This is a genomic window from Microbacterium sp. NPDC055312 (genome assembly GCF_053645675.1).
This window is the reverse complement of the sequence record NZ_JBSHMU010000003.1, coordinates 29,927-48,384: the sequence shown is the minus strand read 5'-3', so window position 1 is coordinate 48,384 and position 18,458 is coordinate 29,927. Positions and strand designations below refer to the sequence as shown.

Annotated in this window: 13 protein-coding genes; all 13 read right to left on the bottom strand. The window is 70.9% G+C overall.

The annotated features are described in order from the left end of the window. Positions 1–4 precede the first annotated feature (4 nt). Positions 5–1,252: a hypothetical protein gene (locus ACWIDW_RS08790; protein ID WP_454124570.1), complete on the bottom strand. Its 1,248-nt coding sequence runs from the start codon at positions 1,250–1,252 to the stop codon at positions 5–7. Further along, positions 1,249–1,587, bottom strand: coding sequence for a hypothetical protein (locus tag ACWIDW_RS08785; RefSeq protein WP_454124568.1), 339 nt, complete (start codon positions 1,585–1,587; stop codon positions 1,249–1,251). The genes ACWIDW_RS08790 and ACWIDW_RS08785 overlap by 4 nt, the downstream gene beginning before the upstream one ends. Before the next feature lie 73 nt (positions 1,588–1,660). Then, positions 1,661–1,948 carry a WXG100 family type VII secretion target gene (locus ACWIDW_RS08780; protein WP_083428829.1) on the bottom strand — a complete coding sequence of 96 codons (288 nt, stop codon included), beginning with the start codon at positions 1,946–1,948 and terminating at the stop codon, positions 1,661–1,663. A 165-nt stretch (positions 1,949–2,113) separates the two neighbouring features. After that, positions 2,114–6,622 (bottom strand): FtsK/SpoIIIE domain-containing protein, encoded by a 4,509-nt coding sequence (locus tag ACWIDW_RS08775; RefSeq protein ID WP_454124567.1) that lies wholly within the window; start codon positions 6,620–6,622, stop codon positions 2,114–2,116. Positions 6,623–6,644: 22 nt separating this feature from the next. Continuing rightward, positions 6,645–8,003: an RDD family protein gene (locus ACWIDW_RS08770; protein ID WP_454124565.1), complete on the bottom strand. Its 1,359-nt coding sequence runs from the start codon at positions 8,001–8,003 to the stop codon at positions 6,645–6,647. Further along, entirely contained in the window at positions 8,000–8,713 is a 714-nt protein-coding gene (locus ACWIDW_RS08765; protein ID WP_313358298.1) for a hypothetical protein, read from the bottom strand. Before ACWIDW_RS08765 ends, ACWIDW_RS08770 begins: the two co-directional genes overlap by 4 nt. Beyond that, the gene (locus ACWIDW_RS08760) at positions 8,710–10,353 is read right to left on the bottom strand and encodes a serine/threonine-protein kinase (RefSeq protein ID WP_454124563.1); all 1,644 of its coding nucleotides are present in this window, start codon (positions 10,351–10,353) and stop codon (positions 8,710–8,712) included. The genes ACWIDW_RS08765 and ACWIDW_RS08760 overlap by 4 nt, the downstream gene beginning before the upstream one ends. Then, complete coding sequence (locus ACWIDW_RS08755) at positions 10,350–11,720, bottom strand: FHA domain-containing protein (protein WP_454124561.1); 1,371 nt, start codon at positions 11,718–11,720, stop codon at positions 10,350–10,352. Before ACWIDW_RS08755 ends, ACWIDW_RS08760 begins: the two co-directional genes overlap by 4 nt. Next, positions 11,717–12,526 (bottom strand): PP2C family protein-serine/threonine phosphatase, encoded by an 810-nt coding sequence (locus ACWIDW_RS08750; RefSeq protein WP_454124559.1) that lies wholly within the window; start codon positions 12,524–12,526, stop codon positions 11,717–11,719. The genes ACWIDW_RS08755 and ACWIDW_RS08750 overlap by 4 nt, the downstream gene beginning before the upstream one ends. Continuing rightward, complete coding sequence (locus tag ACWIDW_RS08745) at positions 12,523–13,788, bottom strand: RDD family protein (protein WP_454124557.1); 1,266 nt, start codon at positions 13,786–13,788, stop codon at positions 12,523–12,525. The genes ACWIDW_RS08750 and ACWIDW_RS08745 overlap by 4 nt, the downstream gene beginning before the upstream one ends. Beyond that, positions 13,785–16,172, bottom strand: coding sequence for a transglutaminase domain-containing protein (locus ACWIDW_RS08740; RefSeq protein ID WP_454124555.1), 2,388 nt, complete (start codon positions 16,170–16,172; stop codon positions 13,785–13,787). Before ACWIDW_RS08740 ends, ACWIDW_RS08745 begins: the two co-directional genes overlap by 4 nt. Beyond that, positions 16,169–17,431 carry a DUF58 domain-containing protein gene (locus ACWIDW_RS08735; RefSeq protein WP_454124553.1) on the bottom strand — a complete coding sequence of 421 codons (1,263 nt, stop codon included), beginning with the start codon at positions 17,429–17,431 and terminating at the stop codon, positions 16,169–16,171. Before ACWIDW_RS08735 ends, ACWIDW_RS08740 begins: the two co-directional genes overlap by 4 nt. Next, complete coding sequence (locus ACWIDW_RS08730) at positions 17,431–18,402, bottom strand: AAA family ATPase (protein ID WP_454124551.1); 972 nt, start codon at positions 18,400–18,402, stop codon at positions 17,431–17,433. Before ACWIDW_RS08730 ends, ACWIDW_RS08735 begins: the two co-directional genes overlap by 1 nt. Between the last annotated feature and the right edge of the window lie 56 nt (positions 18,403–18,458).

The window sequence follows — 18,458 nt, the reverse complement described above, 5'->3', positions numbered from 1 at the left end:
CCTCTCACCACGGTGCCGTGGCAGCGCCGTATCCGGTCAATCCGGCAGCCCCGGTCCAGGACACCGCGTTGAGGAACTGGGTGAACTTTCCCGGCAGCTGAGTGGCGGTCTGCGTCACGAACTGCTGCACGGCAGGATTGGAGCCCCACCCCGAGCCCTTCATGGTCGTCAGGAACCGCTGGATCTGCTGGACTTCGGGGCCGCCGTTGGCGATGGTGCGCAGCGGGTTGACGAACATGCCCGGCTTGGGCAGTCCGCTCATCGAGCGGATGGGCGCGGCGAGCCACTGGAACGGTGTTCCCCAGGTGGACGGATGCAGCAGTCGAACACGCGGCAGTCCCGAGCGGATCACCGAGGTCACTACGCCCCGCCCGCCCTTGACGACTGCGCTCAGCGCGGGAACGCCCTTCGAGAGCACTCTGCCGATGCCGAACGGCAGCAGCCCGAGAGCCGCGAGCCCCACATCGCCGAGGGTGGCGCGGCCGTCGGCCCACTTGAGGGCGGTGAGCCCGAGGCTGAGAAGCGTGAGCCCGAGGATGACCGCGGCCAGCAGACCGGTGAACGGCGCGCCGATGATCAGTGCCACGACGGTGAGCACGACGAGAACCACGGAGATGACCGTGAGCAGGTCGTCGACGAGGCCCCAGAATCCGTCGCCGTTGTCGGCGGCATCCATCGCCTTCTGCACGCCCGCGACGGCGTCGTCGTAGGCGTCCGACCACTCCTCGAACACGTGGTCGAAGCTGCGCCACTGACTGTTCCGCTCGTTTTCGGCGCTGTTCAGCGAGGTCTGCGCGGACGACGCGGCACCGGAAGCGGCATCCTTGTCCTCCTGGCTCGGCTCGTCCTCCCAGGGCCACTGGTGCTCCACCGACGCCAGCTGGCGGTCGGCAGACTCCTTGGCCTCCAGAGCGGTCTGGTACTCGTTCTCGGCCCTCTCGACCTCATCCTGGTGCAGCGAGAGCCAGTTCTGGGCCTTCCTCAGAGCGTCGGCGTAGGTGCGCAGCGCCTTTCCGGTTCCTTCGTAGCGGACAGCGGCGTCGGAGAGGTCTGCGGAGGAGTCCTTGGCCATTTCCGCGAGCTTGTCGGTGCCCTTGCTCTTGTGGATGCTGGAATCGCCCACCTCGACGAGCATCTCCGCGGTCTCGTCCATCGTGGTGGCGAGCTCGACGAATGCCTGACCGTCGGCCCAGATCGTGCCGGGTTCGCCCTCCAGCGGACGCAGTTCATTCGACGTGAAAGGTGACCTCATCGCGCCGTCGCCTTTCCGACAGAGACCCCGGTCGTGCTTGTCGGCGTCTCCAAGTCAGCAGCGGTGTTCGTGTCCCACTCGTCCCAGCCGTCGATGATGCCGGTGAGCTGCTTGAGGATCTCATCGAGGTTCTTCTGCAGCTTGCCGCGGTTCGACTTCCAGTCGGACTCGAAATCCGAGACGCGGCTTCTCAGCTCGGAGCGGCCGTCGGGCTTGCCGATGGCCTGCTCGAGCTGGTCGTTGGTGGCGGCTGCGGCCTCGAACGCGTCGACGGACTCCTTCAAACCGCTCTTGGTCTTCCGGAGCCTCTCCAGGTCCAGCATGATGTCGACCACTGCTGCAGTCCCTCCGTGTCATTCGAACGAGGGACCGGACGTCGCCCGGCCCCTCCGCGTGGTTCGTGCGGGTTCAGCCGCCGGCGAGCTGCTGATCCAGATCCTGGATCGCACGCATCATGCCCAGCAGCGACTCCGACATGTCGTTGATGCCGTCCACCGCGGTCTTCAGACCCGTGGTCAGCTCCCCGTAGCCCTCACCGAACTTGCCCGACGCGTGCTGCGTCTTGAAGTCCTCACCCAGCAGCGTGTCCACCTGACCCTTCAGGGTGTCCAACTGCCCCTGAATGTCATCACGAGCCTGCGACAGCGACGACGCCACCTGCTCCATCTCCGCATAAGACGCACCGAAATCGGCCATCGTCAACACCTCCGATAAATCGATCGAACCGGACCACCCCGGCCCGACACCCCCAAACTAACAACACCCCCAGAAACCGTCGATGGGCACAACTCCCCATCACCGGTCCGCCCGGCGATCAGCCCGCGGCGGCTGTCGGCCATGCGCCGCCGAACTCGGCTTCTCTCATGCGAGCAGCTCTCCCTCGACCAGCGGCAGCTGCACGGTCACCTGGCGCCCTGCCTGCACGAAGATGCCCCGGCCCTCGGGGAAGTCGGTGCGCTTGACCTTGGGGAAGGGCACCTTGAAGACCGCGTCGCCGTCGAACGAGTCGGGCTTCAGGATGATGCCCTTGCGGCCCGCCTTGAAGTCGCCGATGAACCCGAAGCCGCTGGTCACCTGCGTCACGTCGGCGTCGCCGACGAGGAAGTGGTCGCTGCGGTTGATCGCCTGGAACAGCGCCTTCATCTCCCGCTCGGCCGGGCTGTCGGCGAACTGCGGCACGTCTTCGACGACGATCATCACGCGCACGGGAAGGGCGTCGTCGGCGACCAGCTCGGCGATCTCCTTCGCGAGCTCCTTGGCATCGTCGGCTGTCACGGCGCTGCGCGTCCAGTCGGCGTACTCCTTCAGCTGTGAGCGGCGTCCACCGAAGTGGAACAGCTTCACGGCCGGGTCGAATCGGCGCATCGCGGTGATCAGCGCCTTGAGCGCGTTCGTCTTGCCCGCCAGCGGCGGTCCCGCCACCACGAAGGTGCCGACGGGGTCGAAGTCGCGCGCCGACAGGGTGTCTTCGGCGACGCCGAGCACGGGGAACTCCGCCACCCGCTCGGGCAGATCGCGCACCGACAGGCGCGTCGGCAGCGCGCCGATCTCGGCGACCTCGCGTGCTCCGGCCGCACGCAGCTCGGCCGCCAGCTTCTCGAGCAGCTTGGTCTGCTCGGCGACGTTGGGCGTGCCGCCGAGGGTGGCGATCTGCGTCTCCAGCCCGTCCATGATGGCGCGGCCCGGGGCGGAGCGCTCGTCGAGCACGTCCTTGGGTGCGTTGAGCATCGCGTACGCCGACTCGTCGGCCAGGCGCAGCACCACGCGTCGCGACACGTTCGCGCTGACCGCCGTGGGCACCGACCCCGAGCGGTCGGCGGTGGCGACCACGTGCACGCCGAGCGGGCGACCCTCGCCGAGGATCCGCATGAACGTCTGGTAGAACGGCATCCGCGCGGTGGTCGACTCCCACTCCGAGCGGAACTGCGGGAAGCCGTCGATCAGGAAGAGGATGCGCGCCTCGTCGCGCCCGGTGATCTCGCGGTATTCGGTGAGGCTCGCGGCGTTCGCCGCGCTGAAGCGCTTGCCGCGGTCGTCGAGCACGCGCGCGAGCGAGCGCAGGATGCGCTGCACGCGCTCGGCGTCGTCGCCCGCGATGATCGATCCGACGTGCGGCAGCACCTCGAGGCTGCGCAGCGACCCCGAGCCGAAGTCGAGCCCGTACACCTCGACGCTGCTCTTCGGATCGTGCCCGGCCGCGATGGCCAGAGTGCGCAGCACGGTCGACTTGCCCGAGCCGCTCGTGCCGTAGACCAGCAGCGAGCCGTCCTTGTCGGGCACGAAGTACGTCGGCTCCTGCAGCTGACGGGCGGGCACGTCCATCTTGCCGAGCAGGATCTCGCCGTCACCGCGCAGCGGCAGGTCGCGCAGGTCGACGGCGTGCTCGAGGTCGTCGAGCCAGGGTCGGCGCGGTGCCGGGATGCCCGCCTGCGCGGATGCCCTCACCAGGGTTGCGACGATGCGCTTCTGGTCGGTGGGGCCGAGGTCCTCGTCGTGCGAATCGGACTCGGGCGCCTGCTCGGCCTCCCACAGCTGGGTCGACCCGAAGCGCAGCTCGGCAACCTTCACCTCGGCGACCTGCTCTTCGTCGGTCGTCCAGCCGCCGGCATACGCCGACTGGAAGGGCACGAGACGCCCCGGCCCGGTCTTGGCGATGCCGCGACCGGGGATCGACGGCGGGAAGGATGCCGCGATCGGGTCGTCGACGACGTCCTTCGAGTCGGACTCGTCGGCCATCCGCAGCGCGACGCGCAGGTTGGTGTTGGCGCGCAGGTTGTCTTTGATGACGCCGGCGGGCCGCTGGGTGGCCATGATCAGGTGGATGCCGAGAGAGCGCCCGCGCTGGGCGATGTCGACCACGCCGTCCACGAACTCGGGCACCTCTCCGGCGAGCGCGGCGAACTCGTCGATCACGAGCACGAGCGCGGGCGGGGTGTCGGGGTCGCGACGCTTCTCGAGCTCGAGCAGATCCTTCGCCTTCTTGCGGTTGAACAGGTGCTCGCGGTGGTGCAGCTCGGCGCGCAGGCTGGTGAGCGCCCGGCGCACGAGGTGCGGGCTGAGGTCGGTGACCAGCCCGACCGTGTGCGGCAGGTCGACGCAGTCGGCGAACGCCGATCCGCCCTTGTAGTCGACGAACAGGAACGTGACGCGGTCGGGACTGTGCGCCGCGGCCATGCCGAGCACCCACGCCTGCAGGAACTCGCTCTTTCCGGCTCCCGTGGTGCCGCCGACGAGGGCGTGCGGGCCCTGCGTGCGCAGGTCGAGTGTCATGGCATCCGTCTGCGACTGGCCGATGATCGCACGCAGGTTGCCGGCCTTCTTCAGCCGCGCCTGCGGGGCGCCGGAGCGGTCGATGATCGTGTTGTTCTGCCGCCAGCGGTCGATGACCGCGGTCGGGTCGGATGCCACCTCGCCGCCGACCAGCGAGAGGAACATGACCGAGTTCGGGATGTCGGAGGAGTCCTCGACGACCGTGCTCGAGTCGACGACGGGTGCGAGGCGCTTCGCGAACATGGTCATGTACGCGTGCGAGACGCCCTCGACCTGCACGCCGGTGTACGAGGCGCCGTTGCGCACCGTGCCGACGCGCGCGTTCTCGAGTCCGCCGGTGACGTCGATGAAGCTGCGGCACGCGGCCGGCAGCGCCTCGACCACGGGCGCGACGAAGAGCGCGTATACACCCACGTCGGCGCCCCGCTCGAGGATCTGGGTGAGCCGGGCGCGGTCGACGGGCGCGTCGTCGGTGATGATGACGAGCACCGCGGTCTGCCCGGGGAAGCTCGCCTCTTCGGCGGCGCGCTTCACGTCCGTGCCGAAGAGGGTCGGGTCCCAGTCGTCGCCGTAGGGCGGGCGGGGAGCGGATGCCGCCTTCGCCCGGCGCATGACGAGCTCTTCCAGCCCGTTCAGCAGCGCAGCGCCCGTCGAGGCCGAGTCTGCCAGTGGCACGTCCTTGAACGGGTTGCGCTCGCTCGAGGTGTGCGGCAGCCATTTCAGCCAGTCGAGCTCGTTCGCCCAGCCGGGTTCGGTGATCGCCACCGTGACGAGCTCGTTGGGCGAGTGCATGCCGAACAGCTGCACGGCGAGACCGCGCAGGGCGTCGCTCGCCGACGAGGTGGGACCTGCGACGCCGATCGAGCCGACGCTCTGCAGCGACTCGAGGATCGGCACGTCGCTGATCATCCGGTAGCGGTCTTCGAGCCGGTCGACGCGCTCGACGTACTCGACCAGCGCCTCCGGAACCTCGGCCCGCTTGACCTTGGTGCGAGATTCGTCTTCGCAGGTGCCCAGGCGCACGGCGAGGAAGTTCCAGTGCTCGGGGCGCCGGGTCCACAGCATGGGCCCCAGGCGCATCGACTCGTCGAAGACGATCGCCACGGCCGGCACCTCTGCCTGGCGCACCGCGCGTTCGCGCGGCTGGGCGTGGTAGAGCTTCTCCTCGAGTCGCTCGAACTGCTCTTCGAACGACTCCACCTCTTTGCGCAGTCGCTGACCGATGTTCGTCTTCTGCGAGATGAAGTTGCCGAACATCATCATCGGCGACATGACCATGATCAGCAGCGACCGCGGGTTGTCGAAGATGAAGAACATCGCGGCGCCGAGCAGGATCGGGGCGATCAGCATCGGCCACGGGAACAGCCTCTGCACCTGGTCCTTCGGGTAGCGCGGCTCGTCGAGGTCGGCGCCGGTGTAGCGCTCTTCGACGCGCGGGCTGCGGTTGAACAGCAGCGCCCCGCCCCGCTCGAGAACCGGATCGGCGGCCGCCGAGCCGTCGTAGTCGCTGACCAGGTGCACGACCAGCTCGCAGTCGCCGAGGGTGAACTTCTGACCGGGGATGACCCTCAGGCGCTGCACGAGTCCGCCGTCGACCAGGATGCCGTTCGCGGAGTTGAGATCGACGATCTCGACGAAGGTGGATGCCACCTCGATGCGCGCGTGCCGCTTCGAGACGAGCGGGTCGGCGAGCACCACGTCGTTCGCGGTGTCACGGCCGATGAAGAAGTGCCCCACCGGCAGCGGGAACTCCTGACCGGCGGCCGGCCCCGAGACGACCGTGAGCAGTGCCGCTGCGCGACTGGACAGCATGGGCGTGGCCGCACGGTTGGGACCGAGGTTGACGACCTCGGTGAGGAATCCCGAGCCGACCGGCGCATCGCCGATCAGCAGGTCGGGGTTGAGCGTGACGAGCTCGTCGCTGGTCGGGGGCGCGACCGACAGGCTGAGCACATCGCCGCCGGACGCCATGACCGAGCGCAGCGGGTCGGTGCCGGCGATCTGCCCTGCCACGTCGGCGACCGTGGCCGTCGAGTCGGCCATGACGACGATGTCGGTCAGAGGGACACCCGGGCGCCGCAGCGTCAGCTTGATTCTCATCGGTTCTCCTGGTTGTCGACTCTCATGCCCGCTCGACCGTCAGCGTGCGGTCGCCGAAGCGCACCACATCGCCGGTCTGCACGGGTGCCGGGTCGCCGGGCGTCAAGGGCAGCTCGGCGCCGTCGCGGGCGATGACGCTGCCGTTCGTGGATCCGCGATCGATGACGAGCACTCCGCGTCGTGCGGGGAGGATCGCGAGGTGGGTCTTCGAGACGGATCGGGTGTCGTCTGCGACGGCGACGAGCTGCACGGCGCCCTCCCCGGCGACCGGCGCGGGCGCACGGCCGATCAGGGTGGCACCGCGCACCTCGATGCGGTTTCCGTCGTCGAGTCGCAGCACGGCGCGCACGGCCGGGGCCGCGGCTTCGGGTGCTGCGGGGGCGGGCACCTCGGGCTGCGCGACCGGCGCAGCGGGTTCCGCCGCCGCGGGCGCACCAGGGGCGGGCGCAGCAGAGGCCGCCGGCGCGCCTCTCGGGGCGAAGGAATCGAGCAGCTGGCCGGCCACGAGAGGGGGCGGCACGGCATCCACCATCCCGCTCGGCGCGACAGCGGGTGCGAACGGCGCCGCGGCGGCGGGGGCCGCAGGGGCGACGGGTGCCGCCCCCGGCGCGGCAGGCTGGGGCGGCGTCGTCCGGCGGTGCGCGCCGATCACCCCGCCCGACAGTCGTCCCGACGGCGTGTACTCGGCCGGGGCGTCGCGCTCGACGGGCGTGGCGAGAGAGGGAAGCGCGGGCCCGCGCTCGTGCTCGGTGATCCGCACCGACTTGCGGGCGATGCGCATGCGCTTCACGTCGTACGGGTTGAGTCCGCGGCGCGCGTCGACCAGCCATGTCGCACCGGCCTGGTCGAGCCAGCTGCGGCCGCGGCGCTCGGAGTCGAAGAACGGCGAGAGCGCCACCACCAGCAGCGGTCCGAGCAGCGGCAGCAGGAACGACAGCGACAGCACCAGGTAGCGCACGACCGCACCACGCCAGAAGCCGGGGCGCTCGAGGGTGCGCACGTTGACCGCGCGCAGACCGAAGACGGCCTTGCCCGCGGTCACGCCCTTGCGTCCCAGCAGCACCAGCTGCAGCACGATGAACACGGTCGCGAGCACGTTGCCGACGGCGAGGGTGACGATCGGCCAGACCAGCGCGCCGTCGGACAGCATCGTCCCGGCATCGCCGGTGCCGCTGACGATCTCGATGAGCGCCGGCGTCGCCACCAGCATGGCCGGCAGCGCGAACAGCATGAGGATGAGCAGCTCGATCACCGTGGCCATCGTCCGGCGCCCGAAAGGCGCGGGAAGCAGGCCGAGTGAAGCAGCGTACGCGGGGTCGGGATGCCCGGCGGCGTCGAGTCCCTCGACCTGCTTCTCGCCGTCGTCGATCTCCCAGATCAATCCAGCTCTCCTTCGGGTTCGCTCTGGGGCGCGTCGAGCATGACGAGGTCCTCCCGCGTCACCAGTCGCGACGCGACCGCGTGCTCGACGAGCCGGGCGCGCCGGTTGGTGGCGAAGCTGCGCTGTCCGCCGCGCATACCGGGCACGCCGATCCGGTCGAGCTTGTCGCACACGTTGTCGAGCTTGCGGTTGAAGCGCGTCACGGTCCAGCCCAGGCGCTCCGCCGCCTTCGACGAGCTGGGGATCTCGCTCATCCCGGTTCCGTCGCGACGCAGCTGCGGCTCGGCGAGGGCGAGAATGAGCAGCTTCTGACTCTCGGTCAGCGGCACGGCGCCGATGGTCGACGCGCCGTCGCCCTCGGTCTCGCGGCGGATCGCGCGGAACGCCGGCTCGGCGGAGTGCACGGTCATCTCGTAGGTGGTGGGACCCGCGGTGAAGACGATCGTCGTGCGCTCGAACACCAGCGGCAGACGCGCACCCGGCGCCAGCCAGGCCTGCACGCCGCCCGCCGAGTCGGTCACGGTCGCCGAGAGGCGGCTGCCGATGTTCGTGAGCCACCACAGACCGTCGTCGTGCGCGATCTCGAGGAAGTGACGGTGCAGGAAGAGGTTGTCGTCGAGTTCGAGGTCGCCCTCCCTGCCCACGGTGAACGCCGTCGACGTGTCGACGGGGAAGTACTCTCCTGCGAATTCCACGGTCACGGCGGTCATTCGACGCACCCCCTCACTTCCTGCGCGGATCGGCGATCAGCGCGCACCAGGCTGACGTCGATGCACGTGCGGCCGGGATGCGGCCCCTCGAGCGTCACCGTCGTCTTCTCGGTGGTCTGCGCCTGCATCGTGCCGTCGAGCGTCACCTCGGCCCAGATGTACGAGTCGCCCTCTTCCGGGCTCGGGTTGCTCCAGGTGAACGTCACCGCATCACCGCTGCGCGTGCCGGTGAGATCGTCGACCGGCGGGACGATGCCCGAGATGACGTCCTGCGGTGCGGGCTCTTCGTCGTCGGCCGGTGCGGCGCTGGGGCGCGCGGCCGTGCTGAGGCTGCCACCCACCCAGATCCCGCCGCCGATCACGACGACGAGGGCGACCGCCGCGACCCACAGCCACGGGCCGACTCGCCGACGGCGCGGTGGCGCGGCCTCGTCGGCGGGCGCCGCGTCGGCGGTCTCCGCGGGCGTCTGCGGAGGGACGCCCGCTGTGCTGGGCGCGTTGGGGGTGAGGATCGTGGGCGGGCGCAGCAGGGTGCGCTCGTCGTCGTCGACGACCGGTGTCGCCGGAGTGGCAGCGCGCCGCACGGTGTGCTCGTCGGCGGACTGCAGAGCGGGGCTGTCGAATCGCGGGACGCCGATCATGCCGCCGCCGGCGAGCCGAGGCTCGGTCGCCGCCGACGGGCGGGTCGCGGCCGGTGTGTCGGGGCTGATGGACTGCACTTCCCGCACGCGGGTGAGGCCGTCGTCGTCATCGCGCAGCTCGTCGGCAGACGGATGCTCGTCGACGATGTCGATCGGCGTGACGGAGTGCGCGAGCTCGATCTGCACCTTCTGCAGCGCCCGGGCGAAGGCCACCGCACTCGGGTAGCGATCGTCGGGGTTCTTCGCCATCGCTCGCGCGAGCGTCGCCTGCAGGCTGCCCGGCGAGTCTGCGCGCGCGAGCACGGGAACGGCCATGCGCTCGATGCGCTCGATGAGGTCGGCGCTCGTGTTGCGCTCCCCCGGACGTTCGAAGGGCGAGCGTCCGGCGAGCAGCGTGTACACCGTGGCGCCGAGGGCGTACACGTCGGTGCGCGGTCCGCTGCGCGGCGGCTCGGCGAACGACTCCGGCGGCGACCACGGGATCGACATGCCGGCCGCCTCGGTGACGGCGCCGGCGGTCGATGCGATCCCGAAGTCGGTGAGCGCGGGACGGTTGTACTCGGTGACGAGGATGTTCGCCGGCTTGATGTCGCGGTGCAGCACCCCGGCGCGGTGCGCGGTCTCGACGGCTCCGGCGACCTGGATGCCCACGCGCAGCGCCTCGGCGACCGAGAACGGCTCGCGTCGCGCGCGCGCCTGCAGGTTGGGTCGCGGGCAGTACTCCATCACGAGGTACGGCCGGCCGTCGCCGGCGACCCCCGCCTGGTAGATCGTGACGATCGCGGGGTGGGTCGACAGCATGGCCATCACGTTGGCCTCGTCGGTGAACTCCTGCGCCGCCCCCGTCGTGATGCGATCGGCGAGCAGCACCTTGACCGCCACCTTGCGGCGCGGCATCTCCTGCTCGTACAGGAACACGTCGGCGAACCCGCCTGCTCCCAGCGGCTGCAGGAACGTGAAGCCGGGCAGCTGCGGCGGAGGCGACGGCGTGCGATTCATGTGAGTCCCTCGAACGTGACGGTGACCCCGTCGCCGAGATCGACGACGTCGCCGCTGAGCACGAGCGTGTGCTCGCCGGGGTGCAGGCGCATCGGGTCGGCGCCGGGGCGCAGCAGCGTCGAGCCGTTCGTGGTGTGCAGATCGATGACCACCACCGAATCGCCTTCGGGACGGATCTCGAGGTGACTGCGCGAGATGTCCTGCTGCGGGCTGTCGACGGCGACCAGGTGCGGCAGGTCGTCTCCGCTCGCCCGTGTGGCGCGCGGGCGGCGGCCGATGATCACGATGCGATCGAGCGTGACGACCTGACCGGTCGACAGGCGGGCGGATCCGTGCGCGGCGGTGGGATTCTCGACGGCGGACAGGATCTCGGTCGGGGTGTCCGGCCCGGCGGTCGCGGTCGCCTGCGGGGGCGCCTCGCCGGCCTCTTCGCGCATGCGTCGCAGCTCGGCGAGTGAGATCGTCGAGCCGTCGTGGTCGCCCTCGGGCGCGGCAGGGGGTGCGGCGGGGCCCCTCGGCGCGGAGTGGACGGTGGCGTCGAGCGCGTCGTCGTCCGGCATCGGTGGCGGGGCTGGCGCGAAGGTGTACTCGGTGGGGATCAGCGTGGGGAACCCGGCATCGGCTCCCGACGCATCGTGCGCGGCCGCGATCGGCATCGCCTCGGTCGCGGCGAGCCCGGCGTGCTCCGCGCTCTCCTCGTCTGTCTCGGCTGCCGCCTCGTCGGCGGGCGGCTCGACGGCGTCCGCCTCGTCTGCGGGAGGCTCGTCAGCAGGCGTCTCGTCAGCCTGCGTCTCGTCGGCCTGCGTCTCGACGGCGGATGCCTCCGCTGCCGGCGCTTCCGCGGTGGGCACGCCGCCATCCTCATCTGCGGGCCCGGCCGGCACCGGTTGTGAGGGTGCGGCAGCGGCATCCTCACCATCCGCGGACAGCCCTTCGGCGACGGGGAACACGACCGACGACGCCAGGACCGTGCCCGACCGCACGATGAGCGACGGTGTCGACCGCGCCTGCTCGAGCGACACGGCGAACGAGCGCGGGTGAGTGATGTACCGCTCGGTCCAGGTGCTGATCTCGGCTCCCGAGACGACCTCGTCGCCGTCCGTGCCGGTGACGGCCACGGTGATGTCGCCGCGCACGGCGACACGGGCGAAGCCCTCGCCGAGCAGAGCGACGGCGAACGAGCCGAGCGTCGAGATGGTTCCGCCCGTCAGGACGTCGATGACCTCGGTCAGCTGCGGTGCGCCGTCGCGCATCATCGCGGTCAGGACGGCGATCCTCTCGGCCGGGGTGTCGCCCGGCACGGCGATCATCCCGTGCTGCTCCGCGATCACCTGCCAGCTGCCGGGTCGGTACGCGAACTGGTTCATCGAACCCCTCCATTCAATGATTCCCGCGGCCGGGTGTCGTCGTCGACGTCCGAGAGCACGGTCGTGCCCGGCCGTGAGGCGACCGAGATGGCGTCGACGACCACGACGGTGACATTGTCGCGGCCGCCGGCCTGCACCGCCTCGGCGGTGAGCTGCGCGGCCGCGCGCTGCGGGTCGGGCTCGCTTCGCAGCACCTCGCAGATGCGCGCTTCGCCGATCTCGGATGTCAGGCCGTCCGAGCAGACGAGCATCCGGTCGCCGCGCTCGGCGGGGAACAGCCAGAAGTCGGCGTCGCCGGTGCTGCCGGCGCCGATCGCCCGCGTGATGATGTTGCGCCTGGTGTCGTGCGGTGCGTCGTCCGGGCTCAGCTCACCCGAATCGAGAAGCTCCTGGATGACCGAATGGTCGACGGTGATGCGCTCCATCTCGCCGTCCGAGAACCGGTACGTGCGCGAGTCGCCGATGTTGACGGCGAGCCAGTACCCCAGGCCGTCCACCGACGAGATGACGACACCGCTGAGAGTCGTGCCCGCACGCGATTCGCCGGTCGTCGCGAGATGCTCGACCACCTGGCGGGCCCTGGCCAGCGTATGGCGGACGTCGTCGAGGCTGAGCGACTCCCGGCCGACGAGCGTCGCGAACTCGTCGACGACGGCCGCGCTCGCGCGTTCCCCCGCCTCGTGACCGCCCATCCCGTCGGCGACGATGAAGACGGGGGCGGATGCCAGCTGAGCGTCCTCGTTGAGCACGCGGCGGCGGCCGGTGTGGGTCGCCGAGCCGGAGGCGACGAGCACGGGGGCGGTCATGCGAAGCCGCCGATCGTGAGGATCCGGTCGCCGATCTCGACGGCATCTCCCAGCCGCACCGGCACGCGCTGTCCGGGCGGGCAGGCGATGCGCACGCCCTCGCGCACGACCACGGTGCCGTTGGTCGACTGCCGGTCCATGATCCAGCCGCCGGACGGTGCGGATGCCGCCTCGAAGTGGGTCTTCGACAGCGACAGGGTCTCGTCGCGCACGGAGATGACCACCGCTCCCGGCTCCTGCTCGGGGTTGCGTCCGAACACGGTGCGACCCGACACCGTCACGCGCTGCCCGTCGTCCCAGGTGAACACGAGGCGGTGGCCGGGGATGCTGATCCGCGTCGACTCCACGTCGTCGTCCGCGTGTGCGGACGCCGGAGCGGCAGGCGCGACCGGGGCGGGCTGCGCGACCGCGGCGGGCTGCGCGACCGGAGTCGGCTGCGCGACCGGAGCAGGAGCCGACGGCGGCGCCGGCGGGGCCGCGGCGGCAGGGGTGCCGGGCTGAGTCACTCCGGGGACGAACGAGATCAGCGGGTCGCCGGACGCATCGCTCCCCGGGCGCGGCGCGGCGATCGTCTGCTCCGCCGCCACGGCGCCCGCCGGCTGCGGGGCAGCCGCGGGGGACGGCCGGGGTGCGACGACCGTCTCGTCGACGGCATCCGGAAGCCGCACGGCGCTCGGCGCGGCACCCGGCGCAGGCGTCGCGGGAGGCGTCGCGAAGCCGGTGCGTCCGCCGGCAGCCGGTGGACTCGGGAGCGGCAGATCGGCGGCGGTCGCCGGCGCTGCGGCGTCGCGCGCGGGCACGGCCGCGGCATCCAGCATCACCGCCCCGCCGACCTTGTCGTGCCAGCCTTGATAGCGACCCGACCCGTCGAACAGCGGCGAGAACATCCCCACCACGAACGCTCCGGTCACCGCGAACACGACGTTGCGCAGCAGCGCACGCCAGAACGAGATCGGGGCGAGGTCGTCGGCTCCGACGAGACGGATGCGCTGCGCGCGCATGCCGATCGACCCGCGTCCGGTCTGCATCAGGGTGTAGACCACGAACCACGCGAGCATGAGAAGACCGAACACACCGGAGGCCACCGCCACCGAGAGCATCGCCCCGGCGGCCGACTCGGGGTTCTGCAGCGCGCCGACCGTCAGGGTCACGGTCACGATCATGGCCAGCACGGGCAGCACGCCGGCGATCAGCGCATCGATGATGTAGGCGATGACCCGTCGCGAGATCGGCGCCACACCGCCGAGGGGAATCGTCGTCATGGGGTCTCGCTCTCGGACGTCGGGCTGTTCTTGTCGATGTTGCCAGGTTCACGGCGCACGCGCGCGGCCGCCGCATCCCTGAGATCCTGCAGGCGCTCGCTCATCCGGCCGTCTCCGGTCAGCGACCGCAGACTGAGCCGCGCCCTCATCCGACCCCAGAAGGTGGTCGCGCCGCGCATGCCGCTCACCGCCTCGTCGACCTCGCGCCAGAACGCCTCGACCTCCTCGGCGGTCGGCTCGCCCGGTCCGAAGACCTGGCCGTCGGCCCGCTCGGCCAGGGCGGTGGCAGCCGGCACGGTGAGGGCGGATGACACGACGCCGGCCTCTTCGACACGGGTGCCGCCCGGGGGGATGCGTGCCCCGTGGTCGATCGCGCGATCGGTGAGCTCGTCCCAGCCGCCGCTGATCCGGTCGGAGTGGCGCTCGGCGTTGCGCCGGGCACGACGCTTCGCCGCCTTCCACGCCCCGATCACGATGAACGGCGACGCGAGCAGCAGCAGCACGCCGAGCGAGACGCCCGCGATCGCGAGGATCATGCCGATGATGCCGAGCACGTTGAGGCTGTCGTCCTCCGGCTTGCGGTCGTCGGGCACCGTCGGCGGCAGATCGACCGGCTCCTGCGGCGGAGGCGGCGGCTGCAGCACCTGCGGCTTCGGGTCGACGCGCGGCTTCGTGTTCTGGTCCTGAGGAACCTTGTCCTCGGGAGGCGTCGGGTCGAACGGGATCCAGCCGAATCCCTCGAAAGCGATCTCGACCCAGGCGTGCACGTCGTCGCCGGTCGCCGCGAACACCGGTTCCTTCTTGCGATCGGCATCCGGGTAATAGCCCATCACCACCCGCACGGGGATGCCGACCTCCTGTGCGGCCAGCGCCATCGCGACCGCGTACTGCTCGTCGTCGCCGATCATCTGGTCGCCGCCGAGAAGTGTGCTGATCCGCTCGGCGGTGTGCCCGGCCCGCGAGAGCACCTCACCCTCGAGCCCGTGGCTGAAGAACCCGCCTTCGGCGAAGTACGTCTCGAGCGCCCTGGCCTGCTCGATGGGAGTCTCGGCGTCGGTGACGATGTCGGCCGCTGTCGCCGAAAGATCCTCCGGCGAGTACGACGAGACCTTCTGCGTGATGTTCGCGAACTTCGCGTCCTTGAGCTGCTCGTCGCCGACCTTCGGCGCGATGATCGCGTCGACGGTGTACGCGTCACCCTTCTTGAGCCTCGCGGTGACGACCGTCGTGTCGGTGGCCGGGTTGCTGTACGCGCTGCGGCGCAGCTCATCTGCGCGCGCACCTTCGAAGGTGACGTCGTCGACGATCGTGGTGCCGGGCAGCCACACCCCCGAGTAGTCGGCGATCTCGAAGTGAAGCCGGGCGGGAACACCTTCGACCTCGGTCGCCATGTCGCTGCGCAACGGCAGGAAGGCGCTGGACGACCCGGGTCCGCCGTCGGTCACGTTGTAGACCACGCCGTCCCAGCCGTCCATCGCCGCCAGCCGCACCCGGCCGTCTTCGGGCAGCCCGGTCACGGTGAACAGCGTCTTGGTCTTCTGGTCGCGCACCGTCTTGCGGAAGCCCTGCATCGGACTCGCGTAGTCGCGGATGTTGAACGGCGGGATGATCGCGTCGCGGAAGACGTGGCGCGGCGCCGAATCGGCGACGACGGCGTTCACCCCCGCACCGGCGCCCGCGGCGACGGCGACGACCGCCAGGCCGCCCACGAGCCGGCGCGTGCGCATGTACCTGGCACGAGCGGGATCCGCCTCGCTCACGTTCACCGCCGACGACTGCGGCGCCCACCACGAGCGCAGCGACAGCCAGCCGGCCGCGACGCCGGCGATCACGATGCCCTGCACGAGCGGGAAGGCGGCGGTCGGCACCCCGAGCGCGATCACCAGGAACAGCGCGCCGACGATGGGCAGCAGCGACCACGCGAGATGGCGCAGCCGCAGCGCGAGCGACGCCGAGAGCACGCTCGCGACCAGGCCGATCAGGAAGGGCACGAGCAGGTGGCCGTCGGCGGCCGAGACGGGAGCGACGGTGGTCAGCAGCTGCTTCCACGAGGTGACCACTCCCGTCGCCAGGCCCACCAGGGTGTCGACCGTGGGGATGACGCCGAGCAGCGCCGTGTGCGGCAGCGCGAGGGCGCCGCCGAAGACGAAGTAGACGGCGACCGTCGCGCCGGTGACGATCAGGATGCCCCAGCCGCGCCACGCGCACACAGCCGCGACGGCGAGCCCGAGCACGACCCCGCCGATGGCGGCGAGCAGGAAGCTGGGACCTGCGAAGGTGGTCCAGAAGCCGACGAGCGCGGCGATCAGCAGCGTCCCGACCGCGGCGATGTCGATGATCCAGCCGCGGTGCAGGCGGGAGGGGACGGTCTTCGGAGCGGTCATGCGAGAACCCTCTGCAGTGCGGCGGGGAGCTGGTCGAGGGCCCCGACGGTCACGACATCCGCGTCGCCGATGCGGCGCAGCTCGGGACTGTCGAGACCCGACCGGGCGACGACGGCGAGGGCGCGCGCACCGAAGGGGAGCCGGGCGCAGGCGCGGCGCAGATCCTCGACGTCGACGGCATCGCCGCAGACGAGCACGACGACGCTGGCCAGCGGCATCGCGGCCGAGACCACGCCGGCGAGTTCGGCGATGCCTCCCTCGCGCGCCTTGGACTGCTCGACGGTCGAGAGCGAGTCGAGCAGCTGCTTTCCGGTGCCGGATGCCAGTTCGCGGCCCTGCACGCGCACGTCGACGCGCTGCGAGTCCTGCAGCGCGCGCAGGCCGATCGAGCCGGCGATCGAGACGCCGAGCTCGAACTCGTCGTCGTCCCGGTAGTCGCCACGCGAGCGCGAGAGCCCGATCACGAAGTGCGACCGGCGCGTCTCTTCGAACTGACGCACCATCATGGTGCCGGTGCGCGCCGTCGAGCGCCAGTGCACGTGCCGCAGGTCGTCTCCCGGCTGGTACTCGAGCAGAGCGTGGAACGACACGTCGTCGCGCGAGAGGTCGGCGGCCGGAAGACCCTCGAGGTCGCGCAGGAAGCCGAGCGACTGCCCGCCGAACAGCACCGTCCGTGGGTGCACGAACAGGTCGACGGGGTCGTCGCGGCGGTGGGCGCGTTCGAACACGCCCAGAGGGTCGCCGCGCACCACGCTCACCGGCCCCACCTCGACCACACCGCGGCGCTGCGTGGGGATGGCGAACAGCTCTTCGGCGCTCTGACCGGCGGCGAGGCGCTGGATCGAGAACTCCCCGCGGCCGGCGCCGACGGGCAGCACCACGCGCGACGGCAGGATCGCCCTGGTGCCGCGGTTCTCGAGCTTCAACGCGCCGATCGCGCGTTCGCCGACGACGACGCGGGTGCGTGCGAGGTCGAGCGACACGTCGTACTGCGTGCGGCCGATGAGGAACAGCGCGCAGATCACGAGCACGAACGCCATCACCCAGGCGGCGACGACCAGCTCGCGCCAGCCCTGCGCGGCGCCGACGATCCAGAACAGCAGCGTGAGCGCCATCAGCATCCATCCGAGCGGACGCACGACGCGCGCGACGACCCGAAGTCGCTGCAGCGCACGCACGCCGAGCACGGCGGCGACATCCCGCCAGCCCGCCTGCCGCCCTGCGGAGGCCCGCCCCTCCGTCACCGTCGCCTGCGACATCAGACCGCGGCGCGGGCCTGGGGAGCTGCGACGTTCTCGAGAACGCGGCCGATCACGCTGTCGGCCGTCGTTCCGGCGAACTCCGCCTCGGCATCCAGCAGCAGACGGTGCTGCCAGACGGGGCGGGCGAGTGACTTGATGTCGTCGGGCAGGACGTAGTGCCGGCCGTGCGCTGCGGCCCACACCTTCGCGATGCGGATCATCGCGATCGCCCCGCGCACCGACACGCCCAGACGGATGGCGGAGTCGGCGCGCGTCGCCTCGGCGAGCTCGGCCGTGTAGCGCAGCACCGCGGGCTCGACGTGCACGCTGGCGCCCAGATCCGCCATGTCGGCGACCGCGCTGGTGGTGATCACCGCGGCCAGCCCGGCCGAGGAGTTGCGCTGCGAGGCGCCGGCGAGGATCCGCTCGGTGACCTCCAGGTCGGGGTACCCGATCGACGTCTTGATCAGGAAGCGGTCGAGCTGGGCCTCGGGGAGCTTGTACGTTCCGGCCTGCTCGACGGGGTTCTGCGTGGCGATGACCAGGAACGGGCGCCCCGCCTCGTGGGTCACGCCGTCGACGGTGACCCGCGACTCCTCCATCACCTCGAGCAGCGCCGACTGGGTCTTCGGAGACGCGCGGTTGATCTCGTCGGCGAGCACGATCGACGCGAAGATCGGCCCCTTGTGGAACTCGAAGCGGTGCTCGCGCTGGTCGTAGATCGTCACGCCGGTGACGTCGGACGGCAGCAGGTCGGGCGTGAACTGGATGCGCGAGCTGGTGCCCTGCACGGTCGCGGCCAGCGCCCGCGCCAGGCTGGTCTTGCCCGTGCCCGGTGCGTCCTCGAGCAGCACGTGTCCTTCGGCGAGCATCGCGGCGACGACGAGGCTGACGATCTCGCTCTTGCCCTGCAGTGCCTTGTCGACGTTCTCGACGAGGCGGTGGAAGGTGCCCTGGAACCAGGCTGCCTGTTCGGGGGTCATGCTCATGTGCGTCGATGTCCTTCTGTTCGTGCGTCGTGTCGAGATCTGGCGGGGAGAGGTCG